This window comes from Rhizobium sp. Root491 (assembly GCF_001427205.1).
GTDB classification, from domain to species: domain Bacteria; phylum Pseudomonadota; class Alphaproteobacteria; order Rhizobiales; family Rhizobiaceae; genus Agrobacterium; species Agrobacterium tumefaciens.
The window spans coordinates 365,542-381,816 of record NZ_LMFF01000017.1 but is presented as its reverse complement, the minus strand read 5'-3'; the positions used below and the strand labels follow the sequence as shown (position 1 = coordinate 381,816).

Here is a 16,275-nt window from a genome sequence, read left to right as displayed (position 1 = left end):
TTCAAAGCCATTGCCGGTTGAGGAAACGAACCGGCAACTCTTCTTCGATGAGGGCGGGAAACGCCTCGCGAAACCGGTCGAGATGGGGTGTTTTCAGATGGTCGTCGAAAGCTTCGCGGCTGTCATAGACCTCATAGAACACCACGTTGTTTCCGGATTCCGGCCGCACCACATCGAATTGCCGGCAACCCGGTTCATCCTGAACCGAATGGGTGGCATCATCTTGCGCTGCGTTAAGAAAGGCATCCATCGCGTCAGGCTTGACCCGGAATTCCGCGATTACCACGAAAGCTCCATTCGGCATGTCCCGTTCTCCGTCCATCACGCCGCAGCGTCTTTTTGCGGACGGAACTGGTTTTCCATGTCCTGGCGAAGCTTCACCACATCCAAGTCGCTCACCAGTTCCACATCATCGAAGCTGACGATCTGATCCTTCTTGATGGCGCGCTTCAGCTTGACATTATGGGCAAGACCGATCGGCAGCGCCTTGATGTCGAGGCTGCGGGTGGCAGGGATGGCATTGGCCCAGACCGCGTAACCGCCCTCGCCATCAAGCATTTCGCCGGGCTGCATGTCCTTCTTGGCCGTCGCAACCGCATCGCCGCGGAACTCCTTCGAGCAACCGGTGGCCTCATTGCGCAGTACGGCCGAAAGCACGCTTATCGAAGTTTCGAGACCGATGATGTGGAACGGACGCCACATGGAGGCGTACCAGCCCGAAGGATCGGTCAGCAGTCCATATTGCTTGAAGCAGGCGCGGGCATATTCGTTATGCGCCTTGAAGGTGACGAAAACGCCGTAACGGATGTTATTAAACACCTCGCGACCATCCGGCTCCTGGCTTGCGGCAATATCCACGAGACCGGAACGCGACATGCGGCCACCATCGGCAGCAGGGCGAAAGACGCGGGCGAGATCATGCAGGCCTGCGGGCGGGAAGGCCAGACCGTCATCCGGGCAATCCAGCCCCGTGCCGTTTGCGACCGCCGCCATTTCGATGGCCGCCTTGGTGCCGTCGGTAAATGAATTGTACATTTTCGGATTGAAGTCGCCCTTGGCCACTTCCTCGTCAGTCCAGCCGAAGTAGCTCCAGACCGTATCAGGCGTCGAATACCGGTAACGCGGCTCGAAATTCATCCCCTTGCCGGCGGAAACGACCTCGAAGCCGGTGGCGCGTGCCCAATCGACCAATTCGCAGATCAGGGCCGGTTGGTCACCGTAAGCCATGGAGTAGATAAGACCCTTGGCCCTCGCTTTTTCGGCCAGGATCGGCCCGACCATCACATCGGCCTCCACATTGACCATGACGACATGTTTGTTGTGGTCGATGGCTCCGAGCGCATGGCGCGCGCCAGCCAGCGGATGGCCGGTCGCCTCGATCACGCATTCAATCTCGCCGCAGGCGAACAGTTCGTTCACATCGTCAGTCACATAGGTCTTGCCGCTCTTCAGCGCATCGGCGCAGCTCGTCGCGTCATAACGCTCCTTCGGCCAGCCGACGCGGTCAAACGATTCCCGCGCCTTGCCGACATTGAGATCAGCGACGGCGACCATGTGGAAACCGGCGATGCGCTGCGCCTGCGCCAGAACCATGGAACCGAACTTGCCGGCACCGATGAGACCCACCCTGACGGGCTTGCCACCGGCTGCGCGCTGCGACAGAAGAGAATAGAGATTCATGTTTTGACATCCTTCGCTGGGGAAATTGCTGGCGAGAGTGCCCAGTCAGCCCGGCGAAGGCCATGCGATACCGAGGCTACGAAGGGTTAACCCTCGCGGCACCGAAGACATGACGTTTCTGCGTTCCTCCCGGATCCCGGCACACACTTGCGCCGGCTCCCGCGGTCGCCTCCCAAAGCAACCCTGGGAACAGAGTAGGAGCGTTCAAATATTAGTTCTATTTAGAAAAACAGATTTTTCTTTTAATTTTTCTAACAAACTATCAAGCTGATTTGCGCAGCATCAGATCGGCACTGAGGAGAATGCGCTCGCGCATCCGTGTCGTGTCATCCGCCTCCTCGTTCAACTTCTGCAGCAGAAGTTCGATCGATAGTCTGCCGATCTCGTTGTAATTCTGCGCCACCGTGGTAATCGGCGGGCAGGCATAACGCGAAAGCGGATGATCGTCATGGCCGGCGACCCTTAGATCGTAATCCGTGCCATGGCCGACCCTGATGCCCTTCTGGAAAGCGGCGGCGATGACACCGAAGGCGATACGGTCATTGGCGCATAAAATAGTGCGCGAGGCCAAATGCCCTGCCCCATCCAGTAACCGGGTCGCTTCATCAAAGGCGAAACGCTCGAAATCCCAGGTTACGGTGCCGGGAACACCTATGACATGCGGCTCGAAACCAAGACGCTGCATCGCCTCCTCATAGGCCGTGCGGCGCGTTGCGGCGTTGGTATTGACCTGCGGCATGTCGAAGAAACAGGGCGGCTCGCCCGAACGGCAGAGATAATCCACCATCAGCCCGACGCTCTGGCGGTTGTCGGTGCCGACGAAGGCCGAGGTCTCGTCGAGTGGAGAATCGACATAGACGATCGGTATGATGGCTGCCAGCTGCTCTAGCGTGGCGCGATGGGACTTGACGCCGAGCGGAGCGATAATGGCGCCTGCGACATTCATCGACTTGAAGGTGCGGATGGCCCGATCCTCGATTTCCGCCTTGCCGTCGGACGACAGCACGAAGGCAAGGAACCCCGCCTCGTTGGCGATGAGTTCGATACGGCTCGTCAGCGCCATGTAGAACGGGTCGGTTGAGTTGGGAATAATGATGCCGATGATATTGGAGCGGCGGCGGTTGAGGTTGACGGCGAAGATATTCGGTCGGAAGCCCGATTTCTTCAGCGCATCCTCGATGGCATCCCGCGTCTTCTTGCGGACCGAGGCCGGATCATTGAAGTATTTCGAAACAGTCGGGCGGGAAAGGCCGACGAATTCCGAGAACTCTTCCATCGTCCTGATAGATTTGGCCAAAGTGCTTGCCCCCATGAAATATTACATGTGGTACTCTATATCGACCGGCCTTCGCACGAAAAGCCGGTCGAATACGGTTATCAACGGCCAAACGATCATTCGGCTGCAAATTGCACTTTCATCGTGGCCGGATCGGACGGCTTTTTCATAAAGAACGGCAGCATATCCGAAAGCGGCAGCCGGTGCGACACCAGCCGCGCCATGACATCGCCATCCGTTTCCAGAATGGCAAGCGCCTGCGGTATGTTGCGGTTCAGCGAATGTGAGCCGACAAGCTTCAGCTGCCGCCGGAAGATTTCGAAAGGCGCAACCGAGATACGGGCATCCGGCGCGCAGACACCGAAAAATAGCGCCGTGCCGCCATCCGCGACCAGCGGGATCATTGCTTCCGCAACAGCTGCGATGCCGGTCGCATCCGCCACGAAATCGAACGCCTTCTGTTGCCGCAGCAGCGCCTCAGACCCGGAAACCGCCGTCTGAAGTCCAAGACTTTCAGCGAAGTCCAGCCTGCTTTCGTTGATGTCAGCAATCGTCACCGTCGCGATGCCGCGTGATTTCAGCGACAGGGCGAGCAGCAGGCCGATGGGGCCGGCGCCAAAAACAAGCGCATTGCCCGGCATCGACCCACGCTCGCCAATACCCGCGCTCTGCATGCCGTTGACGACGCAAGCGAGCGGTTCGGCAAGTGCTGCCACGTGATAGGGCATGGAACCTATGCCATGCAGTTGGTCGGAGCGCACCACGCTGAATTCCGCAAAACCGCCATTGTGGGAAACGCCATAGGCCTTCAGCGTGCTGCAAAGGTTGGTAAGCCCTTTCCTGCAACTGGGGCAGGTGCCGCACGGCAGATTGGGATCGACGACAACCCTGTCGCCGACCTTGATGCCTGTGACATCTGCCGCCACCGCCGCAACTTCGCCGGCATATTCATGGCCCGGAATGACGGGAAAGGCACCGTCACCGTAACGCGCATGCAGCACGTCGATATCGGTATGGCACAGCCCCGAAGCCTTGACCCGGACAAGGGCATGCCCCAGCGGCAGATCGGCGACGGGCACGTCCGTAAGCACGGCTCGTCCCTTCTCGACGAATTGAATCGCATGCATGGTCATCTCCGGCTTTTCAGCTCATCCAGTTGCCGCCGTCGACATTATATGTCTGGGCGAGAATATAGTCGCTGTCGGAAGAGGCGAGGAAAACTGCAAGGCCCTTGATGTCATCCGGCGTAGCGAAACGGCCGATCGGCACGGATTTGGCCACCGCCGCCTTCTTCTCACCCGGCTTCAAGCCTTCCCATTTGGCGAAATGCGCATCGACCACTTCCCAGTGCTCGCCATCCACGACACCCGGCGCAATCGCATTGACGTTGATGCCGTGTTTGACGAGCGCCAGCGCCGCCGACTGCGTGGCGGAAATGATCGCCGCTTTGGAAGCGCAATAAAGCGTCACGAGCGCCTCACCGCGCCGACCGGCCTGGCTCGCCATATTGATGATCTTGCCGCCGCGCGCGCGCGCGATCATGACATTGGAGACGGCCTTCATCATGAAAAGCGGCCCCTTGAGATTGATGTCGAAAACCCGCTCATAGCTTTCTTCGGTAATGCCGTTGATCGGCGCCATATCGAAGATCGCGGCATTGTTGACGAGAATATCGATGCCGCCGAATTCCTCATCGACCGCCTTTACAACCGCATCGATCTGACCAAGGTCAGTCACGTCCAGACGGATGGCCTTGGCGGATGGGCCTATAGCGGCTGCAGAAGCGGTCGCCCTGGCAATATCGATATCGGCGATGATGACCTTTGCACCCTCATCGGCGAAAGCCTGTGCAAAACCAAGGCCGATGCCGCGGGCGGCGCCGGTAATCAGCGCGACCTTGTTCTTCAATCTCATGTCGATCTCCGTGATGCATAGCGGGTAATGGATGAACTCGGCCATGCGCGTTTGTGTTAGATGCGATTTTCTCACTCCCCTCATTCCTGTGCTTGTCACAGGAATCCAGCCGACGCGCGTCTGCGTGGCGAGAGAGTCCTTTTCAGCCCAAGGACTTGGGCTGACTGGATTTCTGTAACAAGCACAGGAATGAGGGCGGCGGGTGCGCCAGCCCCACCCATGCCGCCCGCCGCCAAAGTGACGAACGGGCGGCACGCCGGGAGGACGCGGCTACTTGATGTAGCCCGCGCGGGTCATGTCACGCTCGACCTGTTTCTGGGCGCCTTCGAGCGCCGTATCGACGGTGTGCTGGCCGGAGAGTGCTGCCGCAATCTGCTGGCCGACAACCGTGCCGATCGACTGGAATTCCGGTATGGCGACGAACTGCACACCGGTATAGGGAACCGGATCTTTTGTCGGCTTCGACGGATCGGCGGACATGATGGCTTTCAGCACCGTATCCGCAAAGGGTGCGGCCTTCTTGTATTCCGGCAGCTCATAAGTGGATTTGCGCGTACCGGGCGGCACGGCGACCCAGCCTTCGCTTTCACCGACCGTCTTCACATAGTTCTTCGAGGTCGCCCATTTAACGAATGACTTGGCGGTTTCGAGCTTCTTCGTGGTGTTCGGAATTGCAAGGTTCCATGACCACGACCAGCTCGATCCGTTCGGCGTTGCCTCTACCGGAGCACGCGTGAAAGCGGTCTTGTCGGCAACCTGGCTCTGTTTGGGATCGTAGATACGTCCCGCAGCCGAGGTGGCGTCGATCCACATCGCGCAATGGCCGGATGCGAACAGCGTCTGGTTCTCGTTAAATCCGTTGGTGGCCGCACCGGGCGGGCCGTAGGAGGTCATCAGCGCAACATAATCCGAGATCGCCTTTTTCCACGGCTCGCTCGTCAGCTGCGGCTTCCAGTCCATGTCGAACCAGCGTCCACCATAGGTATTGATCATGGTACCGAGAAAAGCCATGTTCTCGCCCCAGCCCGGCTTGCCGCGCAGGCAAATGCCATATTGCTGTTTCGACTTGTCCGTCAGCTTGGCCGCGAAGTCCTTGATCTGGTCGTAGCTCGGATTATCAGGCATTTTCAGGCCGGCCGCGTCGAACAGGTCCTTGCGGTAAAGGGTGAACGAGCTTTCGGTATAAAACGGCACCGCGTAAAGCTTGCCGTCCACCGTCAGGCCCTTTTTGATCGGATCGAGCAGATCGGCGTAATCGTAATCGTCGCCGAGATCATCGACCGGAGCCAGCCAGCCCTGCTTGCCCCAGATCGGCGCTTCGTAACCGCCGATGGTCATGATGTCGAACTGGCCGCCATTGGTGGCGATATCGGTGGTGACGCGTTCGCGCAGAACATTCTCTTCCAGCACGATCCAGTTGATCTTGTTTCCTGTTTCCTTCTCCCAGGCGCTGGAAAGCTTCTGCATGATGATCATGTCGCCATTGTTGACGGTGGCGATGTTGATTTCTTCCGCCTGCGCAAGTCCGGCCAAAAGGCCCGCTCCAACCACAGACGACGACAGAATTCCAATGAATTTGCTCATGAGACCCGCTCCTCCTTTACGGATGTCCACGCATAACAATACATGCGTAAATTTTTATCTCGCAAAATCGCGCCATTTGTCAACATCCAAAAATAAAATGTGACGTGAGCACTCTTGGATATATTGCTATAAATAGCTGTTTTAAAGTCGATAATGTCATCAAAAATAATTACATGATCCGCTTTACTTGTTGCATCGCAACAAAAACACCATCAAAAAATATCTTGACGCGCGTAAATTTTAACTGATATCCGGAAAATAACAGAGCCGGGACGCCGGGGATTTGCACCCACCGGAAAGGTGGGAGCCGAATGCATATGGAGGAGATGATGAGGCAGGTATCCGCACTTGCGCCGCACGCGAAAGGCCCGACCATTACGGCGGGTGAAATCCTCGTGGAAATCATGGCGACGACAGTGGGCGACGGCTTTCTCGAGCCGCAAACGCTGATCGGCCCCTTTCCAAGCGGCGCGCCCGCCATTTTCATCGATCAGGTCGCGCGTTGCGGCGGCAGCGCCGGCATTATCGCGGCTGTTGGCGATGACGATTTCGGCCGCCTCAACATCGAGCGGCTGCGCCGTGACGGCGTGGACATATCGGCCATCGCCACCATTGCGGACCGGCCGACCGGCAGCGCTTTTGTCCGCTACAGGGAAAACGGCGCACGGGATTTCGTTTTCAACATCGCCCATTCGGCAGCGCGCGAAACGCACATGACTGATAAGGCGCAGGCTCTCATCGAACAGGCGGGCCATGTGCACGTCATGGGATCGGCGTTTGCGATTGCCGGTATCGGCGAGATCATTCTCGAGGCGATCAAAAGCGTCAAGGCGCGCGGCGGCTCGGTGTCTTTCGATCCGAACATCCGCAAGGAACTGGTGCAGGGTAACGAGGGCCGCAAGCTGATCGACGATCTCCTTGATGTCACCGACCTTCTGCTGCCTTCCGGCGAAGAACTTCAAGCTGCCTCCGGTCTGGATGACGAGGACGCAGCGATAGAAAAGCTCCTCGCCTCCGGTATCGGCGAGATCGTGCTGAAGCGCGGCGCGCAAGGCGCCAGCCACTTCAGCCGCGCCTATGGCCGCATCGACGCCCCCGGACTGACGGTCTCGGAAATTGATCCGACCGGCGCCGGCGACTGTTTCGGCGCAACTTACCTCACCTGCCGCCGCCTCGGCATGCATCCCGAAAGAGCGCTCACCTATGCCAATGCATCAGGCGCGCACAACGTCATAAAGCGCGGCCCCATGGAAGGCGCTGCCAGCCTTGCCGAACTTGACGCCTTCATGACCTCGCTATTGTCGGAGGAAGTCCTATGACCGCCATTCTGGAAAACCTCGCAGCCTCTCGCCGTGCTGGCAAGCCGGCAGGCATCACTTCGGTCTGCTCTGCCCACCCCGTTGTCCTGCGCGCCGCAATCCGCCGCGCCGCTGCCGGTCAAACAGCCGTGCTGATCGAGGCCACCTGCAACCAGGTCAATCATCTCGGCGGTTATACCGGCATGACGCCGCGCGACTTCGTTACCTTCGTCAATAGCATTGCGCAGGAAGAGGGACTGCCCGGCGAGCTCCTGATTTTCGGCGGCGATCATCTCGGTCCCAATCCCTGGCGCGAGGAGAAAGCCGAGGACGCGCTGACAAAAGCAGCCACCATGGTCGAAGCCTATGTCACAGCCGGTTTTCGCAAGATTCATTTGGATGCGTCGATGGGCTGCGCCGGTGAGCCGGCCGCACTGGATGACGTTACGATTGCCAATCGCGCGGCAAAACTCGCGGCTGTCGCCGAAAAGGCAGCCGCCGAGGCGGGGCTGCCAAAACCGCTTTACATTCTCGGTACCGAAGTGCCGGTGCCGGGCGGCGCCGATCACGTGCTCGACACGGTGGCGCCCACCGAGCCGCAGGCGGCGCGCATGACCATTGACCTGCACCGTGAGATATTCGCGCAGTACGGTCTTTCCGATGCGTTCGAACGGGTCATCGCCTTTGTCGTGCAGCCCGGCGTGGAATTCGGCAGCGACAATGTCGTCGCTTACAATCCGGATGCGGCCACGGCGCTCAGCGCCGTGCTGGACGGCGAACCGCAACTGGTCTTTGAGGCACACTCGACGGATTATCAAACGAGAGCAGCGCTTGGCGCCCTTGTGCGCGATGGATATCCGATCCTGAAAGTCGGTCCGGGGCTGACCTTCGCTTACCGCGAAGCACTCTACGCTCTCGATATGATCGCATCCGAGATGGTCGGCGACTATGGCGACCGGCCGCTGGCGCGGACCATGGAACAGCTGATGCTCGGCGCGCCCGGCGACTGGCAGGGTCATTACCATGGTGATGACATCACGCTCAGATTGCAGCGTCACTACAGCTACAGCGACCGCATTCGCTATTACTGGACAAGGCCCGAGGCGCTCGCAGCCGTTTCCGCCTTGCATAAGGCGCTTGACGGGAAGACAATTCCCGAAACCCTGCTGCGCCAATACCTCGGCGAGCTGCCGCTCGCCACGGTTGCAGGCAAGGATATGGAGGAGGTTCTGATCGCCGCGGTGGATCAGGTGCTGGCAACCTACCATGCGGCGACGGGCGAAGGTCGCGGCTAAGACAATCGTCAAGTTAAATTCGGATGCCCCGGCGGAGACGTTGCGGGTATCGGTCATGGAGGGGACTACCAATGGCAACACGAAACACGAGCGGTCTGGCGCGGGTTATGCTTGCGCCTTCGGTGCTGCTTYTGCTGGTGTGGATGATCGTGCCCCTGGCGATGACGCTGTGGTTYTCGTTCCAGAACTACAATCTCCTCAACCCTGCCAATGTCAGCTTYGCAGGCCTGTTCAATTACCAGTATTTCTATACCGATCCGGCCTTCTTCCAGTCGATCTTCAACACGCTTGCCATCGTCGGCGGCGTGCTTCTCATCACTGTCATCGGCGGTATTGCGATTGCGCTTCTGCTTGACCAGGACATCTTCGGTCAGGGCATCGTGCGCATCATGATCATCTCGCCCTTCTTCGTCATGCCGCCTGTYGCGGCGCTGGTGTGGAAGAACATGATCATGCATCCCGGTTACGGCGTGCTTGCCGATCTGTCGCGCTTCTTCGGCCTGCAGCCGGTCGACTGGTTCGCGCAGTTTCCGCTGCTCTCCATCATCATCATCGTCGCCTGGCAATGGCTGCCCTTTGCCACGTTGATCCTGCTCACAGCCCTCCAGTCGCTCGATGGCGAGCAGAAGGAAGCGGCCGAGATGGATGGCGCCAACTTCATCAACCGCTTCATCTACCTGACGCTGCCGCATCTTGCCCGTCATCGGCGGTATTGCGATTGCGCTTCTGCTTGACCAGGACATCTTCGGTCAGGGCATCGTGCGCATCATGATCATCTCGCCCTTCTTCGTCATGCCGCCTGTYGCGGCGCTGGTGTGGAAGAACATGATCATGCATCCCGGTTACGGCGTGCTTGCCGATCTGTCGCGCTTCTTCGGCCTGCAGCCGGTCGACTGGTTCGCGCAGTTTCCGCTGCTCTCCATCATCATCATCGTCGCCTGGCAATGGCTGCCCTTTGCAACGCTGATCCTGCTCACCGCCCTCCAGTCGCTCGATGGCGAGCAGAAGGAAGCGGCCGAGATGGATGGCGCCAACTTCATCAACCGCTTCATCTACCTGACGCTGCCGCATCTTGCCCGCGCCATCACCGTCGTCATCCTCATCCAGACGATCTTCCTGCTCGGCGTTTACGCGGAAATCCTCGTCACCACCAATGGCGGCCCSGGYTAYGCCTCGACCAACCTTGCCTTCCTCATCTATCGCACGGCGCTTTTGGGCTACGACGTCGGCGGCGCATCGGCCGGTGGCATCATCGCCGTCGTGCTCGCCAATATCGTCGCCATCTTCCTGATGCGCGCCGTCGGCAAGAACCTCGACCGTTAAGGAGAAGCGATCATGGCCCGCAAGACAACGACACGCGCAAAGATCGGCTTCACCATCGCGGCATGGGCCGTGGCGTTGCTGCTGTTCTTCCCGATCCTTTACGCCTTCCTCACCTCGATCAAGACCGAGCCGGAGGCGATCGCAGGCTTCAGCCTCATTCCCTCGGGCACACTCGAAAACTACATCACCGTGCAGACCCAGCGCGATTACTTCAAGCCGTTCATGAACTCGGTCGTGCTGTCGCTCGGCTCGACGATCATCGCGCTCATGATCGCCATTCCCGCCGCCTGGGCCATGGCATTCTCGCCGACCAAACGCACCAAGGACATTTTGATGTGGATGCTCTCCACCAAGATGATGCCGGGGGTGGCGGTGCTCGTGCCGATCTACCTGATCTTCCGCAATGCCGGCCTGCTCGATACCCGCATTGGGCTGACCGTCATGCTCACCTTCATCAACCTGCCGATCGTGGTGTGGATGCTTTATACCTACTTCCGCGAAATCCCCGGCGAGATTCTCGAGGCAGCCCGCATGGATGGTGCCTCGCTCTGGAACGAGATCGTGCATGTACTGACCCCAATGGCGGTTCCGGGCATTGCCTCGACGCTGCTTCTGAACGTCATTCTCGCCTGGAACGAATCCTTCTGGACCATCCGGCTGACGACCACCAATGCGGCACCGCTGACGGCCTTCATCGCCTCCTTCTCCTCACCGCAGGGGCTGTTCTGGGCCAAGCTCTCGGCCGCCTCGATGATGGCGATCGCCCCCATTCTCGTCATCGGCTGGTTCTCGCAGAAACAACTCGTGCGTGGCCTCACCTTTGGCGCCGTGAAATAAGGAACGACAATAATGGGCAGCATTTCCCTTCAGAACGTGTCCAAGCTCTTCGGCGAGGCAAAAGTCATCCCGTCGATCGATCTCGATATCCATGACGGCGAGTTCGTCGTCTTCGTCGGCCCCTCCGGCTGCGGCAAGTCAACGCTGCTGCGCCTGATTGCCGGGCTGGAAGACGTCTCCGGCGGCAGAATAGTCATCGACGGCAACGACGCCACCGAAAAGGCCCCGGCCGAGCGCGGCCTTGCCATGGTGTTCCAGTCCTATGCGCTYTATCCGCATATGAGCGTGCGCAACAACATCGCCTTCCCGCTGAAGATGGCCAAGCTCGACAAGGCTGTCATCGACAAGAAGGTCGACGATGCCGCCCGYATCCTYAACCTCACCGATTATCTCGAACGCCGGCCCTCGCAACTGTCCGGCGGCCAGCGYCAGCGCGTGGCCATCGGCCGCGCCATCGTGCGCGAACCGAAGGCKTTCCTGTTTGACGARCCGCTCTCCAACCTCGATGCGGCGCTGCGCGGCACCATGCGGCTGGAAATCTCCGAGCTGCACAACACGYTGAAGACGACGATGATCTACGTCACCCACGACCAGGTGGAGGCCATGACCATGGCCGACAAGATCGTGGTCCTCAACCGCGGCAATATCGAGCAGGTCGGCTCACCAATGGAGCTTTACCGCTCGCCCGCCAACCTCTTCGTCGCCGGCTTCATCGGCTCGCCGCGCATGAACCTGGTGACCGGCGAYTACGCCCGGCAAAAGGGTGCGACCACCGCCGGCGTGCGGCCCGAGCACCTGACGCTGTCGAAAGAAACCGGCCTGTGGCAGGGCAAGGTCACGGTTGCCGAACATCTCGGCTCCGACGCGACCACCGCCGGCGTGCGGCCCGAGCACCTGACGCTGTCGAAAGAAACCGGCCTGTGGCAGGGCAAGGTCACGGTTGCCGAACATCTCGGCTCCGATACCTTCCTCCACCTCGACGTCTCCGGCATCGGCCCCATCACTGCCAGAACCGACGGTGAATTCGAATGCAAACACGGCGATACCGTCTTCATCACACCCGATGACGCCAAAATCCACAGGTTCGATGACAAGGGCATCGCGATATGACGCGAAGACCGGAAGGCAAATCCGCGCTGCGTGCCGGGTATCTGTCATCCGGTCCTGGCACAAACAACGTTTCCCCTTCGAGGATCGTGACATGACATGCAAACTCTCCCTCGCCACGCTTGATGAAGCCAAAAAAACCGCGGCGATTCCGGCCTATTCCCGGGCCGATCTTTCCGCCGGAATCGTGCATTTCGGCGTCGGCAATTTCCACCGCGCCCATCAGGCGGTCTATCTGGACGACCTGTTCAACACCGGCGCGGACCACGACTTCGCCATCATTGGTGCGGGTGTACTGCCATCGGACGCGGTAATGCGCGAAAAACTTGCCGCACAGGATTTCCTGACCACGGTGGTGGAGCAGGACAATAATCGCACCGGTGCGCGCGTCACCGGGCCAATGATCGACATTCTGAAGGTTGGCGATACCCAAGGCATTATCGACACGCTCGCAGATCCGAAAATCCGAATTGTTTCGATGACGATTACCGAAGGCGGTTATTTCATCGATGCTTCCGGCTCCTTCAATCCGCAGCATCCCGCGATTGCCGAGGATGGCAGGAACCCGTCTTCCCCGAAAACCGTGTTCGGCCTTATCGTTGCCGGGCTGAAGGCGCGGCGCGACAAGGGGCTTTCACCCTTCACCGTCATGTCCTGCGACAACATTCCCCATAATGGCAAGGTCACCAAAAACGCGGTGGTCGGTCTCGCCGCCTTGTTCGATCCGGCCTTCGCCAACTGGATCGGCGACAACGTCGCTTTCCCCAATTCGATGGTCGACCGCATCACCCCCGCCACGGGAGAGCGCGAACGCAATATCGCCCGTGACGATTTCGGCATCGAGGACAATTGGCCGGTCTTCTGCGAAGAGTTCAAGCAATGGGTGATGGAGGATAATTTCCCGGCGGGCCGACCGGCGCTCGAAAAGGCGGGCGTTCAGTTCGTCAAGGATGTTGCGCCTTACGAGCACATGAAAATCCGCATTCTCAATGGCGGCCATGCGGCGATCGCCTATCCGGCAGCGCTGCTCGACATCCATTTCGTGCATGAGGCGATGGAGCATCCGCTGATCCGGGCGTTTCTGGCAAAGCTCGAAAAGGAAGAGATCATCCCGGTCATTCCGCCCGTGCCCGATACCGATCTTGGCGAATATTTCGGCCTGATCGAACGGCGTTTCCTCAACCCGAAAATCGGTGATACCATTCCGCGCCTCGCGCAGGATGGCTCCAACCGCCAGCCGAAATTCATCCTGCCCTCCACCGCCGACCGTCTGGCGCGCGGTGAAGATATCGTCGGTCTGTCGCTGGTTTCAGCACTTTGGTGCCGTTATTTCTACGGCACCTCCGACAGCGGCAGGCAAATCACCTTCAACGACGCCAGCGCCGAGCGGCTACAGGCGGCAGCCACAAAGGCCAAGGACGACCCGATGGCCTTCCTTTCACTTGACGATATCTTCGGGGAGGTTGCCGAATCGGAGCTTTTCCGTAAACGCTTCTCTCATGCATTGACGACACTGTGGCACGAAGGCACGGCGAAGACCTTGCAGCTTTATCTGGATGACAAGCTGGCTGAAAAGTGACGTGAGATGCGAGACGGAACCGGACCTCTTCTGATTTTCGACTGCGACGGCGTTCTGGTCGACAGCGAGCCGGTCTCCATCTCGGTTCTTCTCGACATGCTCTCCCATCTTGGCGTGGAGATGGGGGAGGAAGAGGCCTACAACCGCTTTCTCGGTCGCAGCGTTGCCAGCATGACGACGACTTTGTTTGAGGAATACGGTATCGAGACCGACATCGATTTTCTCGAGCATATGCGCGCGACGCTGTTTGAGCGTTTCCGCACCGAGTTGCGTCCCATCGACGGCATTGCCGAAACGCTGGACAGGCTGGTGGCCTTCAAACGCTGCGTTGCCTCCTCAAGTCAACCGGAACGCATCCGTTACTCGCTGGGGCTGACCGGTCTCATCGATAAATTTGAGCCGCATGTTTTCAGCGCCACCATGGTGAAGAACGGCAAGCCGGCACCCGACCTTTTCCTGCATGCGGCGAGGCTGATGGGCACTGATGCGCGTCAGTGCATCGTGATCGAGGACAGCCCGGCGGGCATTGCGGCGGCGAAGGCAGCCGGCATGGCGGTTTTTGCCTTCACCGGCGGCTCGCATGCGCGGTTTCCGGCATTTCGCGAAAAGATCGCGGAGCTCGGGGCCAATGCCACGTTTGACGCCATGGAAGATTTGGTTCAACTTGTCGGCGATTATATGGGGAAGGGCGGTTTTGACAGCCAGGTGGAACGTGACGCAGGCTGAAGGAAACCATGCCTGGCACCGCCCGGAGGTCGTTACGCGAGGGATGGAACTGAAGTCTTGATGCGTCAAAATCTCGTCGCTGTCGATGTCGGAACGGCGAGCGCCCGCGCCGGGATTTTCGACCCGACCGGCAGGCTTCTCGCCCGCTCAACCCATCCCATCCTGATGCAAAGGCCGCAGGAAAACCATGCCGAACACGATTCCACCGATATATGGAACGCCGTCTGCCTTGCGGTGAGAGCAGCGCTTGCCGACGCGGGTGTGTCACCCGACAGCATAGCCGCCATTGGTTTTGATGCTACCTGCTCGCTCGTTATCCGTGATGAGCGTGGGGAACCGGTTTCGGTCTCCGTCACGGGCAAAGACCGGTTCGACACCATAGTCTGGCTGGACCATCGGGCAATCGGCGAGGCCGACCGGCTGACGGCATCCGGCCACCGCGTGCTGGATTTCGCCGGTAAAAGCGTGTCACCGGAAATGCAGATGCCGAAGCTGATGTGGCTGAAGGCGAATTTGCCGGCAAGCTGGGCGCGCATGTCTTTCGCCTTCGATCTGGCGGATTTTCTGACATGGAAGGCAACCGGTTCCACCAAGCGTTCAAATTGCACGCAGACGGCGAAGTGGAATTTTCTGGCGCAGGAAAATCCCGGCTGGCAGGCGGATTATCTCAATCTTGCCGGGCTTGGCGATCTGAAACAGCGGGCAGGCCTGCCTGAAACGACCGTGATGCCGGGCACAGCCATCGGCCCGCTTTCGCCCGAGGCTGCCGCCGAACTCGGCCTTGACACCGGCTGTCAGGTGGCGGCGGGCATGATCGATGCTTACGCCGGCACGCTGGGTGCGCTTGGCGGATGCCTTTCTGATGATGTGGGTAAACATGTGGCGCTGATCGCCGGCACCTCCAGCTGCCTTGTCGCCATGTCCGAGCGGCAGATGCCAGGCCACAGCCTGTGGGGTCCCTATTGGCAGGCGGTGCTGCCCGGCCACTGGCTGGTGGAGGGCGGGCAATCTGCCACCGGCGCGCTGCTTGATCATATCGTGCGCATGCACGCGGCGGGCGGAGAGCCGGATACGGCGCTGCACGCCCGCATCGTTGCGCGGGTTACCGAATTGCGCGCGCTCGAGGGCGCGGCCTTTGCCGAACGGCTGCATGTACTGCCGGATTTCCACGGCAACCGCTCACCGCTCGCCGATCCGCATGCGGTGGGCGTCATCAGCGGGCTGACGCTCGATACATCCTTCGACAGTCTCTGCCGGCTCTACTGGCGCACTGCCGTGGCGATTGCGCTTGGTGCGCGCCATGTGCTGGATGCGATGGAGCGTTTCGGTTATGCCGTCGAAAGCCTGCACGTTACCGGCGGCCATGTGAAGAACCCGCTGTTGATGGAGCTTTACGCTGATGTGACCGGCAAGCGCATCGTCGTGCCTGCCACAGCCGACGCCGTTCTTCTCGGCACGGCAATGACGGCGGCAGCCGCCGGCGGTGTGCATGCGGGCCTTGCAGCGGCGGGTGCCGCCATGTATCCGGGCAATACGGAAATCCCAGGCAATCCAGCGCTCACACCGCTTTACGAGCGGGATTATCGCCGTTTTCTCGCCATGCACCGCCATCGCCAGGAGCTGGAAAGCCTCTGATCTTTGCCTACAACGGCAGGT

At 59.7% G+C, this 16,275-nt stretch carries 13 protein-coding genes and 2 pseudogenes; 9 read left to right on the top strand and 6 right to left on the bottom strand.

Going from position 1 to position 16,275, the window contains the following annotated elements:
- Position 1: 1 nt before the first annotated feature.
- The 6 genes from ASD46_RS21840 to ASD46_RS21815 all read right to left on the bottom strand — a co-directional run bounded on the left by ASD46_RS21840 (position 2) and on the right by ASD46_RS21815 (position 6,454).
- Positions 2-304 (bottom strand): putative quinol monooxygenase, encoded by a 303-nt coding sequence (locus ASD46_RS21840; protein ID WP_003517960.1) that lies wholly within the window; start codon positions 302-304, stop codon positions 2-4.
- Between the two features lie 17 nt (positions 305-321).
- Positions 322-1,680, bottom strand: coding sequence for an NAD(P)H-dependent oxidoreductase (locus tag ASD46_RS21835; RefSeq protein ID WP_003517962.1), 1,359 nt, complete (start codon positions 1,678-1,680; stop codon positions 322-324).
- A gap of 262 nt (positions 1,681-1,942) precedes the next feature.
- Positions 1,943-2,956: a LacI family DNA-binding transcriptional regulator gene (locus ASD46_RS21830; protein ID WP_025595926.1), complete on the bottom strand. Its 1,014-nt coding sequence runs from the start codon at positions 2,954-2,956 to the stop codon at positions 1,943-1,945.
- A gap of 116 nt (positions 2,957-3,072) precedes the next feature.
- On the bottom strand, positions 3,073-4,083 hold the full coding sequence (locus tag ASD46_RS21825) for a D-altritol 5-dehydrogenase (protein ID WP_025595924.1): 1,011 nt from the start codon (positions 4,081-4,083) through the stop codon (positions 3,073-3,075).
- A gap of 16 nt (positions 4,084-4,099) precedes the next feature.
- A complete protein-coding gene (locus ASD46_RS21820; protein WP_025595922.1) occupies positions 4,100-4,870 on the bottom strand; it encodes a galactitol 2-dehydrogenase in 771 nt (256 codons plus the stop codon).
- A 270-nt stretch (positions 4,871-5,140) separates the two neighbouring features.
- Entirely contained in the window at positions 5,141-6,454 is a 1,314-nt protein-coding gene (locus tag ASD46_RS21815; RefSeq protein ID WP_025595920.1) for an ABC transporter substrate-binding protein, read from the bottom strand.
- Between the two features lie 311 nt (positions 6,455-6,765).
- On the opposite strand from ASD46_RS21815, the gene ASD46_RS21810 reads away from it, so the two are divergent.
- From ASD46_RS21810 to ASD46_RS21775, 9 genes and pseudogenes are all read left to right on the top strand, one after another.
- A complete protein-coding gene (locus tag ASD46_RS21810) occupies positions 6,766-7,773 on the top strand; it encodes a sugar kinase (protein ID WP_025595918.1) in 1,008 nt (335 codons plus the stop codon).
- Positions 7,770-9,047, top strand: coding sequence for a D-tagatose-bisphosphate aldolase, class II, non-catalytic subunit (locus ASD46_RS21805; protein WP_025595916.1), 1,278 nt, complete (start codon positions 7,770-7,772; stop codon positions 9,045-9,047). The genes ASD46_RS21810 and ASD46_RS21805 overlap by 4 nt, the downstream gene beginning before the upstream one ends.
- Positions 9,048-9,118: 71 nt before the next feature.
- A pseudogene (locus ASD46_RS27525) lies at positions 9,119-9,748 on the top strand (carbohydrate ABC transporter permease); the annotation flags it as partial.
- Positions 9,738-10,370: pseudogene (locus ASD46_RS27520) on the top strand (carbohydrate ABC transporter permease); the annotation flags it as partial. The pseudogenes ASD46_RS27525 and ASD46_RS27520, both read left to right, overlap by 11 nt.
- Positions 10,371-10,382: 12 nt before the next feature.
- Positions 10,383-11,207 carry a carbohydrate ABC transporter permease gene (locus tag ASD46_RS21795; protein ID WP_003510506.1) on the top strand — a complete coding sequence of 275 codons (825 nt, stop codon included), beginning with the start codon at positions 10,383-10,385 and terminating at the stop codon, positions 11,205-11,207.
- Between the two features lie 12 nt (positions 11,208-11,219).
- Positions 11,220-12,317 (top strand): ABC transporter ATP-binding protein, encoded by a 1,098-nt coding sequence (locus ASD46_RS21790; RefSeq protein ID WP_060642672.1) that lies wholly within the window; start codon positions 11,220-11,222, stop codon positions 12,315-12,317.
- A 91-nt stretch (positions 12,318-12,408) separates the two neighbouring features.
- Positions 12,409-13,893: a mannitol dehydrogenase family protein gene (locus tag ASD46_RS21785; RefSeq protein WP_003516168.1), complete on the top strand. Its 1,485-nt coding sequence runs from the start codon at positions 12,409-12,411 to the stop codon at positions 13,891-13,893.
- A 6-nt stretch (positions 13,894-13,899) separates the two neighbouring features.
- Positions 13,900-14,619: an HAD family hydrolase gene (locus tag ASD46_RS21780; protein ID WP_025595060.1), complete on the top strand. Its 720-nt coding sequence runs from the start codon at positions 13,900-13,902 to the stop codon at positions 14,617-14,619.
- 60 nt (positions 14,620-14,679) lie between these two features.
- On the top strand, positions 14,680-16,254 hold the full coding sequence (locus ASD46_RS21775) for an FGGY-family carbohydrate kinase (RefSeq protein WP_013762308.1): 1,575 nt from the start codon (positions 14,680-14,682) through the stop codon (positions 16,252-16,254).
- Positions 16,255-16,275 lie beyond the last annotated feature (21 nt).